Source organism: Streptomyces longispororuber (assembly GCF_024448165.1).
Lineage (GTDB): Bacteria > Actinomycetota > Actinomycetes > Streptomycetales > Streptomycetaceae > Streptomyces > Streptomyces longispororuber_A.
Map to the genome: position 1 here is coordinate 54,959 of NZ_JAMOLN010000007.1, position 14,691 is coordinate 69,649.

The 14,691-nt window shown below is 74.1% G+C and carries 14 protein-coding genes and 1 pseudogene; 9 read left to right on the top strand and 6 right to left on the bottom strand.

What is annotated here, in order from left to right; translation table 11 throughout:
- Window positions 1-16 precede the first annotated feature (16 nt).
- Window positions 17-475, bottom strand: coding sequence for a MarR family winged helix-turn-helix transcriptional regulator (locus M4J07_RS03575; protein WP_255967066.1), 459 nt, complete (start codon window positions 473-475; stop codon window positions 17-19).
- A gap of 73 nt (window positions 476-548) precedes the next feature.
- Entirely contained in the window at window positions 549-1,367 is an 819-nt protein-coding gene (locus tag M4J07_RS03580; protein WP_255967068.1) for a MerR family transcriptional regulator, read from the bottom strand.
- Window positions 1,368-1,509: 142 nt separating this feature from the next.
- On the opposite strand from M4J07_RS03580, the gene M4J07_RS03585 reads away from it, so the two are divergent.
- Entirely contained in the window at window positions 1,510-2,883 is a 1,374-nt protein-coding gene (locus tag M4J07_RS03585; RefSeq protein WP_255967070.1) for an SGNH/GDSL hydrolase family protein, read from the top strand.
- A gap of 90 nt (window positions 2,884-2,973) precedes the next feature.
- Here the strand turns inward: M4J07_RS03585 and M4J07_RS03590 are convergent, their stop codons facing one another.
- Window positions 2,974-4,638, bottom strand: coding sequence for a glycoside hydrolase family 13 protein (locus M4J07_RS03590; protein WP_255967072.1), 1,665 nt, complete (start codon window positions 4,636-4,638; stop codon window positions 2,974-2,976).
- Between the two features lie 611 nt (window positions 4,639-5,249).
- Between M4J07_RS03590 and M4J07_RS03595 the strand changes: the two genes are divergently transcribed.
- From M4J07_RS03595 to M4J07_RS03605, 3 genes are read left to right on the top strand one after another with little or no spacing between them, the layout of a single operon-like run.
- The gene (locus M4J07_RS03595) at window positions 5,250-6,443 is read left to right on the top strand and encodes a hypothetical protein (protein ID WP_255967074.1); all 1,194 of its coding nucleotides are present in this window, start codon (window positions 5,250-5,252) and stop codon (window positions 6,441-6,443) included.
- A complete protein-coding gene (locus M4J07_RS03600; RefSeq protein ID WP_255967076.1) occupies window positions 6,440-8,632 on the top strand; it encodes a tetratricopeptide repeat protein in 2,193 nt (730 codons plus the stop codon). The genes M4J07_RS03595 and M4J07_RS03600 overlap by 4 nt, the downstream gene beginning before the upstream one ends.
- Window positions 8,629-9,156 (top strand): flavin reductase family protein, encoded by a 528-nt coding sequence (locus tag M4J07_RS03605; RefSeq protein ID WP_255967078.1) that lies wholly within the window; start codon window positions 8,629-8,631, stop codon window positions 9,154-9,156. The genes M4J07_RS03600 and M4J07_RS03605 overlap by 4 nt, the downstream gene beginning before the upstream one ends.
- A gap of 41 nt (window positions 9,157-9,197) precedes the next feature.
- Here the strand turns inward: M4J07_RS03605 and M4J07_RS03610 are convergent, their stop codons facing one another.
- Both M4J07_RS03610 and M4J07_RS03615 read right to left on the bottom strand, forming a co-directional pair.
- Window positions 9,198-9,623, bottom strand: coding sequence for a MarR family winged helix-turn-helix transcriptional regulator (locus tag M4J07_RS03610; protein WP_255967143.1), 426 nt, complete (start codon window positions 9,621-9,623; stop codon window positions 9,198-9,200).
- A 106-nt stretch (window positions 9,624-9,729) separates the two neighbouring features.
- A complete protein-coding gene (locus M4J07_RS03615; RefSeq protein ID WP_255967080.1) occupies window positions 9,730-10,593 on the bottom strand; it encodes a LysR substrate-binding domain-containing protein in 864 nt (287 codons plus the stop codon).
- Between the two features lie 158 nt (window positions 10,594-10,751).
- On the opposite strand from M4J07_RS03615, the gene M4J07_RS03620 reads away from it, so the two are divergent.
- Genes M4J07_RS03620 through M4J07_RS03635 form a run of 4 tightly spaced genes read left to right on the top strand, consistent with a single transcriptional unit; the run spans window position 10,752 to window position 14,052 of the window.
- Complete coding sequence (locus tag M4J07_RS03620; RefSeq protein WP_255967082.1) at window positions 10,752-11,813, top strand: four-carbon acid sugar kinase family protein; 1,062 nt, start codon at window positions 10,752-10,754, stop codon at window positions 11,811-11,813.
- A complete protein-coding gene (gene pdxA, locus M4J07_RS03625; protein WP_255967084.1) occupies window positions 11,810-12,778 on the top strand; it encodes a 4-hydroxythreonine-4-phosphate dehydrogenase PdxA in 969 nt (322 codons plus the stop codon). Before M4J07_RS03620 ends, pdxA begins: the two co-directional genes overlap by 4 nt.
- 11 nt (window positions 12,779-12,789) lie before the next feature.
- Window positions 12,790-13,473 carry a hypothetical protein gene (locus M4J07_RS03630; RefSeq protein ID WP_255967085.1) on the top strand — a complete coding sequence of 228 codons (684 nt, stop codon included), beginning with the start codon at window positions 12,790-12,792 and terminating at the stop codon, window positions 13,471-13,473.
- A 54-nt stretch (window positions 13,474-13,527) separates the two neighbouring features.
- On the top strand, window positions 13,528-14,052 hold the full coding sequence (locus tag M4J07_RS03635; protein ID WP_255967086.1) for an Lrp/AsnC family transcriptional regulator: 525 nt from the start codon (window positions 13,528-13,530) through the stop codon (window positions 14,050-14,052).
- Here M4J07_RS03635 and M4J07_RS03640 read toward each other — a convergent pair.
- Window positions 14,031-14,387, bottom strand: a pseudogene (locus M4J07_RS03640) (helix-turn-helix transcriptional regulator); the annotation flags it as partial. The gene M4J07_RS03635 and the pseudogene M4J07_RS03640 sit on opposite strands and share 22 nt — an antisense overlap.
- On the opposite strand from M4J07_RS03640, the gene M4J07_RS03645 reads away from it, so the two are divergent.
- Entirely contained in the window at window positions 14,371-14,643 is a 273-nt protein-coding gene (locus M4J07_RS03645; protein WP_374214986.1) for a hypothetical protein, read from the top strand. The pseudogene M4J07_RS03640 and the gene M4J07_RS03645 sit on opposite strands and share 17 nt — an antisense overlap.
- The last annotated feature ends 48 nt before the right edge of the window (window positions 14,644-14,691 follow it).

Below are 14,691 nucleotides of genomic sequence, written 5' to 3' on the forward strand. Positions count from 1 at the left end.
CGCTCGGATATCCGGCTCACGCCTGGGCCACCTCGTCGATCAGCGCCATGGCGGTGACCACGGCCCGGATCTGCTCCTCGGTGCCGTGCTCCTGGAGGGCGCGGGCGAGCCACGCCTGCCGGGCGCGCCGGACGCCCTGCCGGCGCTCGTGGCCCAGCTCGGTGAGGGCGACGAGCTGCCGGCGGCCGTCGTCCGGGTCCTGGCTGCGCCGGACGATCCCGGCCTGCTCCAGGGCGATGACGGTCTTGGCCATGGACTGCGGCCGTACGCCCTCGATGGCCGCCAGATCGCTGGCGGACGCCGGGCCCTGCTTGGAGAGCCGGGAGATGACGGAGGCCTGCGCGGAGGAGATGTCCTCCTGCCCCTCCAGTTCCTCCAGGGCGCGCAGCCTCCGGAGCAGGCGGCCGACGACCACCCAGACGTCTGCGGCCGCCTGGGCGGCGGCTTCGGAGACGGGTTCTTCGTTCTCGGTCATGCCTTCACCGTAGATCGACAGCCCAGGCTGTGCAACCAAGGCTGCACAGTCTGGGATGTCCATCCGCACGGGGTCAGGCGAGCGGTTCCTGGAGTTCGGTCACCCAGTCCGCACGGTCCTCGGGGCATTCCAGGTTGATCTCTCTGGGGTATCCGGCGGAGCGGTGCCCGTGGGCGTCGATCCAGCGGGCGAGCGTCTGGACCGAGGGCAGGACGGCGTCCATCGACCCCCGGTGCACGAGGGTCGCGGCGCGCTCGACGGGCGGCAGGTCGAGCACCCGCACCCCGTCTCCGCTGTCGCCGCCGTCGCGCGGCGCGGCCGACACCTCGACACCCGCGTGGACGAGGATGCCGCCGTCCGGCGCGTCCTCGTAACGGGCGATGCCCGGTCCCGTGGGCTGGATGCCGGCCACGCCGAGGCGCCGGAACAGCTCCTCGTACAACGGCTGGATGACCGGCCCGATGGTGTCGAAGTCCGGTGCGACAGCGGTGAGTTCGGCGACGCGGACCGCGGGCAGCTGCTTGATGACGACGTCTTCGGCGGGCATGTGCCCCTCGCTCTCGATGGACCGGAGCCGCGCCTCGACCTGGCCGAGCCGGGCGGCCGCCGCCGCGATGTCCGCCTCCAGGTCCGCCCGCCGCAACCGCAGCATGGCGCGCAACTGCTCGGCGTCGACCTCGTCGTCGAGGATCTCGCGGACCTGCTGCAGGGTGAAGCCGAGGTCCTTGAGGGCGATGACGCGGTTGAGCCGGGCGAGCTGGGCCGCCGTGTAGTGGCGGTAGCCGGTGGCGGGGTCGACGTGGGCGGGGCGCAGCAGTCCGGTCGCGTCGTAGTGGCGCAGCATCCGGACCGAGACGCGGCCGTGGCGGGCGAAGTCTCCGATGGTGAACATGGTGTCTCCACTCCACGGCCTCACACGGTGTGAGGGTCAACCTCATCATCGCCGCCGCACCCTTCGCACCATTGACGCGCTCGGCCCCCACCCGTACGTTCCGTCGCGCCGTCACACCTCCGTCACGGAAGGAACGACGCCCATGCCCAGACGCCCCATTCCCGGAGGCCCGGTGCCCGGACGCCTCGTGTCCAGACGCGGCACCCTCCGACGCGACACCTTCGGACGCACCCTGCTCCGCCGCTCCCTCGCCCTACTGGCGCTTCCCCTCGCCGGTCTGCTGGCCGTCCTCGCCCTGCCGCCGTCGGCGCACGGCGCGGGCGGCGGGTGGACCGGCAGCTGGGCGGCCGCGCCCACCGGGGTGCCCGGCACCGACACGACGACGTTCGAGGACGTGACGCTGCGGCAGATCGTGCACCTCAGCGTCGCCGGCCGTGCCGTGCGGGTCCGGCTCACGAACGAGTTCGGCAGCACCCCGCTGACCATCGGCGCGGCCCACGTCGCGCGCCGGGCCGACGGCGGCCCCGGCACCGCCGTCGATCCCGCCACCGACCGGACCCTGCGGTTCGGCGGCCGGACCACGACGACGCTCGCGGCGGGCGCACAGGTGTGGAGCGACCCGGTCGCCCTGGCCACCGAGGCGGGCGGCGACCTCGTCGTCAGCCTCTATCTGCCGCAGCGCACTCCCGGCAGCACGATCCACTCCTCCGCGTTCCAGCACGGCTACGTCGCGGCGGGCAACGTCGCGGGCAAGCCCGACATCACGCCGACGCAGACCATCACGAACCGCCGCTTCCTGTCCGGCGTCTCGGTCGACCGGCAGCGCAGCCGGGCGGCTTCGGCGCTGGTCACGTTCGGGGACTCCATCACGGACGGCTCCAACACCCGGATCGACGCGAACCACCGCTGGCCGGACCTGCTGGCGGAGCGGCTGCGCGGCGACCGCGAGCTGGCCGCCACCGGCGTGCTGAACGCGGGCATCGGCGGCAACCGGCTGCTGCGCGACCCGAACCCGCCGCAGGGCTCCCCCGCCGAGTCGTACGCGGCGTACTTCGGGGAGAGCGGGCTCAAGCGCTTCGACCGTGACGTGCTGCGCCAGCCGGGCGCCCGCGCCGTGGTGGTGCTGCTCGGCGTCAACGACCTCGGCCACCCGGGCACCACCGCGCCCGCCGACGAGGAGGTCACGGCCGCCGAACTCATCGCCGGACACCGGCAGTTGATCCGCCGCGCGCACGACCACGGCCTCCAGGCCCTGGGCGCGACGATCCTGCCGTTCGAGGGCGACTCGCTGGGCTTCTACACGCCCGAGCGGGAGGCGGCCCGGCAGGCCCTCAACCGGTGGATCCGGACCAGCGGGGCGTACGACGGAGTCGTCGACTTCGACGCCGCGGTGCGCGATCCACAGCACCCCGGACGGCTGCTCGCCGCCTACGACAGCGGTGACGGCCTGCATCCCAACGACGCGGGCATGGCCGCGATGGCGCAGGCGTTCCCACTGAAGCTGCTCAGGCGCTGACCGGGCGGGGTGGCGGGGGACGATGCCGGCCCCCGCCACCTCTTCCTCTTCCGCTGCCCCTTCCGCTTCCTCTTCCGCTGCCTCTTCTTGCTAGGCCGTCGCCCACCACACGGTCGTGTCGCCGGGCAGCTCGATATCGCCGTCGGTCACCTCGACCGGCGAGCTGGCGAGCAGGACCGTGCCGGGCGCCGGGATGCGCACCGGGGCGCCGGTGACGTTGACGGTGCAGGCGAAGCCGGGCCGCTCGAAGGCCAGCACCCCCTCGGGGACGTCGTCCCACCAGACCGGATCGCCGCCGGCGCCGAGCCCCGGCTGCGCCTGCCGCACCGCGAGCGCGGAACGGTACAGCTCCAGGGTCGAGCCCGGCACCCCGGCCTGCGCCTCGACGCTCAACTCGCCCCAGCCGTCCGGCTGGGGCAGCCAGCTGCCGCCGTCGCCGAAGCCGTACGAGGAGCCGGTGCGGGTCCACGGGATCGGCACCCGGCAGCCGTCGCGGAACCCGTCCTGCCCTTCGGCGCGGAAGAAGGAGGGATCCTGCCGCGCCTCGTCCGGCAGGTCGGTGACGTCCGGCAGGCCGAGCTCCTCGCCCTGGTACACGTACGCGGAGCCGGGCAGGGCCAGCATCAGCAGCGTCGCCGCGCGGGCGCGGCGCAGACCCAGTTCGCGGTCGCCGGCGGTGCGGATCTGGGTGCCGCCGGGCGGGTTCGCGAACCGGGTCGCGTGCCGGGTCACATCATGGTTGGACAGCACCCAGGTGGCCGGCGCACCCACAGGGCGCATCGCGTCCAGGGAGGCGTCGACGATCCGCCGCAGTGCGACCGCGTCCCACGGCGTGCTCAGGTACTGGAAGTTGAAGGCCTGGTGCAGTTCGTCGGGTCGGACGTAGTTCGCGGTCCGCTCGACGGTCGGGGTCCACGCCTCGGCGACGAAGATCCGCTCGCCGTCGTACTCGTCCAGGATCCGGCGCCAGGTCCGGTAGATCTCGTGCACGCCGTCCTGGTCGAAGAACGGCGTGACGTCGTTGCCCAGCAGCTTGAGCTGGTCGTGGCCGCCCAGGTCGGGCAGGCCCTCGGCCTTCACCAGGCCGTGGGCGACGTCGACCCGGAAGCCGTCGACGCCCATGTCGAGCCAGAACCGCAGGATCGAGCGGAACTCGTCCGCCACCGCCGGATGCTCCCAGTTGAAGTCCGGCTGCTCCGGGGCGAACAGGTGCAGGAACCACGCCCCGTCCGCGACCCTCGTCCACGCCGGGCCGCCGAACACGGACTCCCAGTCGTTGGGCGGCAGTTCGCCGTCCACGCCCTTGCCCGGCCGGAAGTGGTAGCGGTCCCGCAACGGCGACCCCGGCCCCTCCTCGACGGCCCGCCGGAACCACTCGTGCTGGTCCGAGGAGTGGTTGGGCACGAGGTCGACGATGATCCGCAGACCCAGCGCGTGCGCGTCCCTGATCAGCGCGTCCGCGTCCAGGAGCGTGCCGTACATCGGGTCGACGGCCCGGTAGTCGGCGACGTCGTAGCCGCCGTCCGCCTGCGGCGACGCGTAGAACGGGGACAGCCACACCGCGTCCACGCCCAGCCCCTTCAGGTACGGCAGCCGGCGGCGGATCCCTTCCAGGTCCCCCGTCCCGTCCCCGTCACTGTCGGCGAAACTGCGGGGATAGACCTGGTAGATGACCGCGTCCCGCCACCAGTCGGTGGGCTCACGGGTCGTGGTGGCGAGGGCGACGGGCTCGTCCATGGGGTGCTGCTGGTTCATGGGGGACAAGGTAGAAGAAGGCTGCGCCCGGGACGGCGATCAACACCGCGAACTTGCCCGACCTGCCGGAACCCCGGTCAACCGACCCCGGCCGCAACCGAGTTGAACGCTGCTGCGACCCTCTCCGTAGGAGACTGCAGACCGGCGTCGAGCCGGGACCGACGGGGGCCGTGCGGGAGGTACGGATGGTGCGCAGAGCGCTCCGCTGATCGTTTTCTCTTCCTCTCAGGTATTTCCTGAATTCCTTTTTCCGCCGCTCGGAGTCGGGCTTCCCGCTGCCCGAAATTCCTCGGAGAACCCGTCCCGACCCGTCCCGAATCCCTTCCGAACACGTCTCGAAATTATTTTCCGGACGTCTCCGTTCCTCGTTGACAGGCCCGAATGCGGGTGCTGATGCTGGGAGCACATCAGCGATTCCGGGAATTCGCACAAGTCCAATCTCTCCGGGAAGGGGGAACGCCATGAAGAAGATTTCCGTCCGCAAGGCCGGTCCGATCCGTCTGACCACCGCCTGCTACTACCTCTGCGGCGACGCCGCGTAAGTCCTGCCCGCGGCTCGGAGCCGGGCCACCTTCGGGGCCCGGCTCCGGTTCCTCACAGAGAGGTGCGCGATGAGCACGACCGTGCGTCTGCACCGGCTCACGATGGTGGCCGAGGACGACGGCGTCATGATCGGCCGGCCCGAGACCGGGTCGTACGCGGTGTTCCCCGAGGAGGGGGCGCAGGCCCTGCGGATGTTCGCCGACGGGCTGCCGGTGGCCGAGGTGGCCGACTGGTACGAGCGGGTCTGCGGGGCGCCGCTCGATATGGACGACTTCCTGGAGACCCTGTCCGAGCTGGGGTTCCTCCGGACGGACGAGGCGCAGCCCGACGCCCCCACGGTCCGCTGGCAGGGGCTCGGGCGACTCCTTTTCGGGGTGCCCGCCTGGCTGGCGTACGGCGTCGTCGTGGCGGGCGCGGTGACCGTGATGGTCCGCGATCCCGGGCTCAGGCCCTCGTACCACCAGGTGTTCTTCACCCACGACCTGTCGCTGATCCCGATCACGATCTTCGCGCTCGCCATTCCGTGCATCGTGATCCACGAGGGGTTCCACGCGCTCGCCGGCCGCAGGCTCGGCCTGCCGTCGACGCTGGGAATCGGGCGGCGGCTCTACTACCTGGTCGCGGAGACCCGGCTCGATTCCCTGCTGAGCGTCGACCGCCGCAAACGCTATCTTCCGTTCTGCGCGGGCATGGTGGCCGATGTCGTCCTGTTGTGCGGACTCACCCTGACGTCGCTCGCGCTCGACGGTCATGGAATTCCGTCGTGGATTCACAAACTCTGTCTCGCTGTCGCATTCACCTGCGTCCTGCGACTCATCTGGCAATTCCTGTTCTATCTGGAGACCGACATCTATTACGTGGTGACGACCGCGGCCCGCTGCACGGATCTGCAGAACGCGACGCGTTTCCGGATCCGCAGCGGCGTACGGCGCGCGCTGCGTCTCGCTCCGCCCGTCCCGGACACCGAGTGGTCCGAGCGCGACCGGGCGGTGGCCCGCTGGTACGCGCCGCTGCTCATCGCCGGGTACGGGTTCTCGCTGGCCTCGCTCGCCTGGGCCGGCCTCCCCACCGCGCTGCACTTCTGGTCGACGATCGCCGGCCGGCTGAGCGGCGCCGACACCTCGTTCTGGGAACTGGTCGACGCGGCGGGCTTCATCGCCCTGTCGGCCCTGCAGATCGGGCTGCTCGTCCACGTCACGCTGCGCGACCGGCGCGCCCGGTCCCGCCCTCCCACGCCGTCCTCCGAAGGAGCCCTGACATGACCGCCCTGCCGACCCGTCACTGGTGGCTGGACGCCACCGCACAGGCCACCGACGGCGAGCCGCCGCCCGCCGCCTCCCTGCACGTGCGCTGCCACCGCCGGTTACGCGGCCCGTTCACCGCCGCGCACTTCCTCCTCCACCAGGCCGTTCCCCAACTGGTCGAACGGGACGCCGAGTTGGTGGCGGCCGCCCGGGCGCTGGAGGTGGAGTCGATCGCACCCGAACTGATGGCGATCGTGCCGACCCCGCCGCAGACGCTCACCAACCTCGCCTCGGCCAAGGAACGCACCCGCTTCTATCCGGCGACCCGGGCGCTGCGCATCGCCCACGGCGTGGCCGAACTCCTCGTGGACTGGGCCGAGGCGGCCCACCCGAAGGGCGTCACCATCGCCTTCCGGGGCCTCGACGACGCCGACCCCACCGACCGCGACCTGGTCGCGGTGCTGCTGCGGCGCTGCGATCCCGCGGTGCTGACCGTGGTCGTGGACGGCGCGGGGGCCGCCGACGACCTGCTCGGCCGGGCACTGGCCGCCCACGCCCACCGGGCACCCCGACTCCCCTATGTGGACCCGGAGTTGCTGCCCGACACGGACGTCGCCCAGCTCTACGTCGACGCCGACGGCACCACCGAGGAGCCGCGCCTGCGCTGCGCCTACGAGGCGCTGCCCGCCGAGGAGCGGGCCCGCCGGCACACCGCGCGCGCCGCACTGCTCGCCGAGCGCGACGAGCCGACCCTGCGGCTCGGCGCGATCCCGTACCACCTGGAGCGCGGCACGGACCCGGCCGGCGCGGGCGTCCGGTCGATCGTCGAGGCCGTCGGCGTCTGCTTCGACAAGGGGTTCTACGAGGCCGTGGTCGACCTCGCGCTGCGGGGCCGCGCCCTGCTCGACGACGCCGAACCCACCCGCACCTACTGGAACCTGACGCACAAGATCGGCGCGTGCCTGTGCTACCTGGGGCGCGGCCACGACGCGTTCCCCTACTTCGAGGAGATGCGGCGCGGCTCGACCTCGCCGGACGTCCACATGGGCACCGCGTACCTCATGGCGATGCTGTACACCCGGTTCCTGCCGAAGGACGCGCACGACGAGGACCTCGCCCTCGCGTGGGTGAACACGGCGATCTCGATCGCCGACGTGCACCCCGACCCGCACAAGCGGATCCTGGTACGGGCGTTCATGCGCAACGCGCGGGCCCTGGTGGAGCTGCACCGCGGCAACGTCGACGGTTCGCTCGCGCTGGTCGACGAGGCGATGGCCATCACCGACGCCGACTTCGGTCCCGACGAGCAACTCCTGCACCGCAGCGTGCTGTTGTACAACCGCGCGCAGGTGCGCGGCGCCCGGCACGACCACGCCGACTCGCTGGCCGACTACGACGAGGTGATCCGCCGCGACCCGGACTACGGCGACTACTACTTCGAGCGGGCCGCCCAGCACCGGGCGCTCGGCCGGCACCGGGAGGCGCTGGCGGACTACGCGGCGGCGATCCGGCTCACGCCGCCGTTCTACGAGGCGCACTTCAACCGGGCCGACCTGCTGCGCGAACTCGGCGACGAGGCGGGCGCGTTGCGCGATCTGGACCATGCCCTGGACCTGGAGCCCGATCACGTCGAGTCGCTGGTGCACCGCGCGGACCTGCTGCTCGCGCGCGGCGTGCTGGACCGGGCCGCCGCCGACATCGAGCACGGCCTCGCCCTCGCCTCGGACCACGCGCAACTCCGGGCGGCTCAGGGGGCGTTGTTCTCGGAGCTCGGGGACGTCGAAGCGGCGTACGAGAGTTACTCGACGGCGCTGCACGCCGATCCGACCTGTGTCGCGGCGTGGGCGAACCGGGCGGTGCTCGCGTTCGAGGCGGGCCGGACCGAGGACGCGGTCGGCGATCTGGACGCGGCGCTCGCGCTCGTGGACGACCCGGAGCTGCGGGTCAACCGGGCGGTGGCGCTGCAGGCCCTGGGCGAGCACCGGCGGGCCGTGACCGATCTGGACCGGGTGCTGGCCGCCGCGGGCCGGGCCGACCCGGAGCCGCTGTACCTGCGGGGCGTCAGCCGCTTCGCCCTCGGGGACGCGGCGGGCGCGGTGGCGGACTGGCGGGCCCATCTCGCCGCGCTCGGCTCCGACGACGTGTCGCCGCACGCCGAGGAGATCGCGGCGCGGGCCGGGGACGCCCTGCGGGAGGGGGCGGCGTGAGCGGCGACTGCGACGTCGCGGGGCCCGTCCGGCCGGAGCGCGCCGATCTGGTGCGCTCCGTGCTGCGGCGGCACGCCAAGGGCGTCGCCGTCGTCACGGTCGGCGGGGAGCGGCCGGTCGGATTCTGCGTCACGTCGCTGGTGTCGCTCTCCCTCGACCCACCGCTGATGTCGTTCACGGTCGGGCTGCGGTCCGCGTCGTGGACGGCGGTGCGGGACGCGACCTGGGTGATGGTGCAGCTGCTCGCGGAAGGCCAGGAGGAGGTGGCCCGGATCTTCGGCGGTCCCGGCGGGGCCCGGTTCGGGCCGCGGACGTCCTGGTACCGGGATCCGCTGGGTCTGCCCGCGCTCGACGGGGTCCTGGCCCGGCTGGTCCTCACGCCCGTCAGTTGGCGTCCGGTCGGTGACCATGCCCTGGTCATCGGGCTCGTGGTGCGGGCCGGGCGGGTCTCGGACGCGGGGCCGCTGGTGCACCACGACGGCGGGTTCGTCGCCCTGCCGGCCCCGGTGGAGGCCGCGCGGTGAACCGGTCCGCCGCCCAGGAGCGGCGGATCGGGGGCTGTCGCTCAGTCCCCGAAGACGACCGGCACCTTGTTGTCGCGGACGACGCGGGCGAGCAGGTCGGCGAGCGTGTCCCGCTCGGTGTCGGTGAGGCCGTCGGGGAGCCGGGCGACGCGTCGGCACGTCTCGTCGTAGAACTCCCCGACGAGGGCGGCGCCCCGCACGGTCAGGGCGACCCGCACGGCCCGCCCGTCCTCCGGGTCGGGCTCCCGGCGCACCAGACCGCGCCGCGCGGTGCGGTCCACGAGTCCGGTCAGGCTGGACTTGGCGAGGCCGAGCATCGTGCCGAGCTCCCGCATCCCGTACGGCTGCGGCATCAGGACGCACATCAACTGGCCCTGCTGCGGGGTGAGTCCGGGCAGCCGGCTCGACTCCGCGTACACGGCGTTCACCAGGGACGAGGAGCGCACCAGCGCGGTGACGAACCCCATCCGCTCGCCGTCGGCGCCCTCGGGCTTTCGCATCCGGCCGGCGTACGACACGGTCGCAGGCCACTGGACGGCGGTTTCGGCGGTGCGTCGTGGTGGTGGGCGGTGGTCAGGACGGGCCCGGCTCGGCCGCCAGCGAGCGCAGCCAGTCGCGCAGCGCGGCCGTGCGCGGATCGCTCTCCACCGGGCGGCGGCCCAGCAGATGGTACGCGGTCCCGTCGGGCACGAAGCCGTACGGGGCCGTCAGAGCGCCGCGCGCCAGGTCGTCGTGGACGAGCGCGTACGGGCCGATGGCGGTGCCGACGCCCGACGCGGCGGCCTGCAGGGTGAGCGAGAAGTGCTCCAGGGTCTGTTCGGACGCGGCCGGGTACGGCTCCCCGGTGCGGCGGCGCCAGTCGTCCCAGGCGTCGGGGCGGGTGGCGGTGTGCAGCAGCGTTCCGGCGGCCGGGGCGTCGGGCCGGTGCACGGGTCCGACGTGCTCGGCGAACAGCCGGGTGGCGTGGGTGTCGGCGGGGAACGGGAAGTCGTCCCGGCGGATCGCCAGGTCGATGCCGTCCCGGTCGAAGTGGACGGGGCCGCCCGCGGCGACGAGGTGCAGGGTGACGTCGGGCGCCCGCTCGGCCAGGTCCGGCAGGCGCGGGATGAGCCAGCGCATCAGGAGCGTCGGCTCGCAGGAGAGGGTGAGCGGGCCGGTGGGCGGGCGGCGGGCGATCTCGCGGGCGGCCGTCTCGATCCCGTCGAGCGCGTCGCGGACCGTCGCGGCGAGCCGGCGGGCCGCGGGGGTCGGGACGAGCGCGCGCGGCCCCCGCTCGAACAGCTCGACGCCCAGGGCCCGTTCGAGCCCGCGGACCTGCCGGCTGACCGCGCCGTGCGTCACGTGGAGTTCGCGGGCGGCGGCGGTCATGCTGCCGTGCCGCACGGTCGCCTCGAAGGGCTCCAGGGTGCCGAGCGGGGGCAGGTCGGGGCGGGGCATGGGTGAACTCTAGTCACGGGTTCCGCGCGGTGGGCAGGGGCGGACCGGCCACACCTGTGAGCCGTGCGCACACCTCCGGTGAGAAACGGTCGCTTGTCGCGGACGCCCCGCGACCGCACGATGAACCCGTCATCCCACCCCCGACGAAGGACCCCACCTTGCGTGTCTCGATCCTCGCCGACGACCTCACCAGCGCGGGGGACGGCGCCGCCCCGTTCGGTCCGGCCCGCGTCCTGCTCGCCGCACCGGCCGCGCCCCAGCCGGACGGGGTGCTCGCCGTCGACCTCGACACCCGGACGGGCGGCCCCGAGCGTGCGGCGGCCCGGACGGCCGACGCGGCCCGGCTGCTGGGCGGTTCCGGTCTGCTCCTGAAGACGGTCGACTCGACGCTCCGGGGCCATCTCGCCGCCGAGATCCGGGCCGCCTGGCAGGGCTCGGGGCGGCGCACCGCGGTGGTCGCCCCCGCGTTCCCCGCACAGCGGCGGACCACCGTCCGGGGCGTGCAGTACGTGGCCGACGTACCGGTGCACCGCAGCGAGTTCGGCCGTGACCCGGTGCATCCGGTGCGCTGTGCGGACCTGCGCGAGATCCTCCCCGAGGCCCTGCTCGCGACGCCGGACGGCACGCTCCCCCGTCTGCTCGGCGCGGGCGGCCTGTTCATCGGCGACGCGGCCACCGACGCCGATCTGGCCCGCCTTGTGGCGGCCGTGCCCGACCCCGCCGACGTGCTGTGGGTGGGCTCGCCGGGCCTGGCGGGGGCGCTCGCGCGGCGGTTCGCCCCCGCCGGCCCGTCGGCCGCCCTGCCGCAGCCGCCTGCCCGTGCGCCCCTGGTCGTCGTCGGCAGCGCCAACCCGGCCTCCCGGCGTCAGCTCGCCACGCTGCTGCGGCACGTCCCCGGCGCCCGCCTCCTGCACACGCCCGACGACCGCCGGGACCCCCTCGCCCTCCTCAAGGACCTCGCGGAACGGGCCGGGGCGCAGCTGGCCGACGGCACCGTCGACGCCCTGGTCGTCACCGGGGGCGAGACGGCCGCCGCGGTCCTGACCGCCGCCGGGGCGGACGGCTTCGACCTGCTCGACGAGCCCGAACCCGGCGTCGCGCAGGGCCTGTTGACCGGGCCGCCGGGCCTGCCCCGCGTCCCGGTGGTGATCAAGGCGGGCGGGTTCGGTGACGACGAGACCCTGCTGCGTCTTTACCGGCGGCTGGGCGGTGCCGCGTGAACCGGCCGCTCCCCCTCGCGCTCACCCTGGGCGATCCCGCGGGCATCGGCCCGGAGATCGTGGTCCGCGCCTGCGCCGATCCGGCGCGCACCGCCCCGGTCGTCGTGATCGGCGACCCGCACGTCCTCGCCCGCGCGGCGGCCGCCACCGGCGTCGAGTTCGCCATGCGGCCCGGGGACGTCGAGCTGATCGCGGAGACCGAGCTGCGCCGGCCGCCCGCCTGGGGCGAGGTGGACGCACGGGCGGGCGAGGCCGCCTACGCGTACGTGCGGCGCGGCATCGAGCTGGCCCTCGCGGGTGCGGTCCGCGGACTGGTCACCGCGCCCGTCAACAAGGAGGCGCTGCGCCTCGCGGGCATCCCGCACCCGGGCCACACGGAGATCCTCGCCGAGCTGACCGGCAGCACCGACTACGCGATGATGATGGCCACCGACGAGCTGCGCGTCGTCCTGGTGACGGTGCACCAGTCGCTGCGCTCCGCGCTCGACGCGATCACCACGCCGCGCGTGCTCGACGTCGTCCGGCTCACCCACCGCACGCTGCACCGGGCCGGTCCGCGCGCGCCCCGGATCGCGGTGGCCGGGCTCAATCCGCACGCGGGCGAGAACGGTCTGTTCGGCCGCGAGGACCTCGACGTCATCGCGCCCGCCGTCCGGGCCGCACGCGCCGAGGGCATCGACGCGAGCGGCCCGTGGCCGGCCGACACGGTGTTCCTGCGGGCGCGCTCCGGCGAGTTCGACGCGGTCGTCGCCCAGTACCACGACCAGGGGCTGATCCCGGTCAAGTACCTCGGTCTCGAGCACGGCGTGAACATCACGATCGGGCTGCCGTTCGTGCGCACCAGCGTCGACCACGGCACCGCGTTCGACCTCGCGGGCCGGGGCGTCGCCGACCACCGGAGCCTGCTCACGGCGCTGCGGCACGCCGACGAACTGACCGCGCCGCACTCCGGGTACGACAACTAGGAGCACGTGCAATGGACTTCATCCTCATGCTGACCCGCGCGGACCGCACGGTCTCCGACTGTCTGCACACCCTGGACGCGGTCGCCGGTCTCGGCCTGCGCCACATCGGCTTCAAGGACGTCGGGGCGGACCCGGGCACCCTGCGTCAACTCACCGCACGCATAAGGGACTTGGGCGCCACCAGCTATCTCGAAGTCGTCAGCACCAGCCGCGCCGCCGCGCTCGAATCGGCGCGGGTCGCCGTGGACCTGGGCGTCGACTCGCTGATGGGCGGCACCTGGATCGAGGAGACGCTCGGCGTCCTCGACGGATCGGACCTCGCATACCTGCCGTTCGTCGGGGAGCCGACCGGGCATCCGACGCGGCTCGGCGGCACGCCCGGCCGGATCGCCGAGGACTGCCGGCGGGCCGGGGCGGCGGGCTGCGCCGGTGTCGACCTGCTCGCCTACCGGTCCACCCAGGCCGACCCGCTCGACCTGGTCCGGGCGGCGCGGGCCGCGACGGCGGGGCGGCTCGTCGTGGCGGGCAGCATCTCGGGCACCGCACAGATCGCGGCGCTCGCCGCCGCCGGGGCGGACGCCTTCACGATCGGCTCGGCCCTCTTCGACGGCAGCGTCGACCCGACGGCCGCGACGCTGCCCCGGCAGCTCGCCCCCGTGCTGGCCGCAGTGGCCGCGACGGGCGGCGGCGACTGAGCCATTGGTACAGTCGGCGCGGATCGACCGCGCCACCGAAGGAGCCGTACGCGTATGGCCGTGGACCAGCTCGACACCCGCATCCTGCGCCTCCTCCTGGAGCAGCCGCGGACCAGCGTGCGCGAGTACGCCCGGACCCTCGGGGTGGCCCGCGGCACCCTCCAGGCCCGCCTCGACCGTCTCGAACGCGACGGGGTGATCACCGGCGCGGCCCCGTCGCTCTCCCCCGCGGCGCTCGGCCACCCGGTCCTCGCGTTCGTGCACATCGAGGTCACCCAGGGGCACCTGGCCGACGTCGCGGACGAACTCGCCGGGGTACCGGAGATCATCGAGGCGCACTCGATCACCGGCGGCGGGGACCTGCTCGCCCGCGCGGTGGCCCGCGACGCCGCGCACCTGGAGGACGTCGTGCAGCAGCTCAACCGGCTGCCCGGCGTGGTCCGCACCCGGACCGAGGTCGCCCTGCGCGAGCGGGTGCCGCACCGGCTGTTGCCGCTGGTCGAGGCGATCGGCCGGTCCACGGCGCCCGGCCCCGGCCGCGACCCGGTCAGGGGCGGTCAGGCGTCGCCGTTGAGGTAGCGCCCCGGCGAGGTGCCGACGGTGCGCCGGAACGCGGCGAGGAACGCGCTGGGCGTCGCGTATCCGACGGCGTGGGCGACCCGGGAGACGGACTGTCCCTCGGCGAGCAGGGGCAGGGCGGCGCGCAGCCGCGCATGGGTGCGCCAGCGGTCGAAGGTCATACCGGTGTCCTGGACGAACAGCCGTGTCAGCGTGCGCCGGCCGGCCCCGACGGCCCGCGCGTGGGCGTCGAGGCTCCGCGGGTCGCCGGGGTCGGCGAGCAGCGCGTCGGCCACGGCGCGCACCCGGTCGTCGGTCGGGGTCGGCACGTCGATGGGCGTGGGGTGCGGGCTGAGCCTGCCCGCCCTGACCGTCGCCGCGCTCACCGGCACCACCGACGACGCGGGGCTCGGGTCGGCCGTCCTCAGCTCCGTCCAGCAGATCGGCGGCGCCGTGGGGGTGGCGGTGCTCGTCGCGCTGGCGGCGCGCCACGGGGACGGCGGGCACGCCGCGACCCGGGGTTTCTCCCTCGCGCTGCTCGCCGGCGCCGCCCTCCTCGTGTGCGGCGCCGCCCTCATGGCCGCCCTGCCCCGGGAGGACCGGCGCCGCTGATCCGCCTCCGGTGATCGTCCGGCGCCGATGTCCTGCATGCTGGTGTGC

Coding starts and splice junctions, on each gene's coding strand:
- M4J07_RS03575 (WP_255967066.1), bottom strand. CDS start 475: ATGACCGAGAACGAAGAACCCGTCTCCGAAGCCGCCGCCCAGGCGGCC.
- M4J07_RS03635 (WP_255967086.1), top strand. CDS start 13,528: ATGGCCGTGGACCAGCTCGACACCCGCATCCTGCGCCTCCTCCTGGAG.
- M4J07_RS03615 (WP_255967080.1), bottom strand. CDS start 10,593: ATGCCCCGCCCCGACCTGCCCCCGCTCGGCACCCTGGAGCCCTTCGAG.
- M4J07_RS03585 (WP_255967070.1), top strand. CDS start 1,510: ATGCCCAGACGCCCCATTCCCGGAGGCCCGGTGCCCGGACGCCTCGTG.
- M4J07_RS03610 (WP_255967143.1), bottom strand. CDS start 9,623: ATGGGGTTCGTCACCGCGCTGGTGCGCTCCTCGTCCCTGGTGAACGCC.
- M4J07_RS03590 (WP_255967072.1), bottom strand. CDS start 4,638: ATGAACCAGCAGCACCCCATGGACGAGCCCGTCGCCCTCGCCACCACG.
- M4J07_RS03580 (WP_255967068.1), bottom strand. CDS start 1,367: ATGTTCACCATCGGAGACTTCGCCCGCCACGGCCGCGTCTCGGTCCGG.
- M4J07_RS03600 (WP_255967076.1), top strand. CDS start 6,440: ATGACCGCCCTGCCGACCCGTCACTGGTGGCTGGACGCCACCGCACAG.
- M4J07_RS03630 (WP_255967085.1), top strand. CDS start 12,790: ATGGACTTCATCCTCATGCTGACCCGCGCGGACCGCACGGTCTCCGAC.
- M4J07_RS03595 (WP_255967074.1), top strand. CDS start 5,250: ATGAGCACGACCGTGCGTCTGCACCGGCTCACGATGGTGGCCGAGGAC.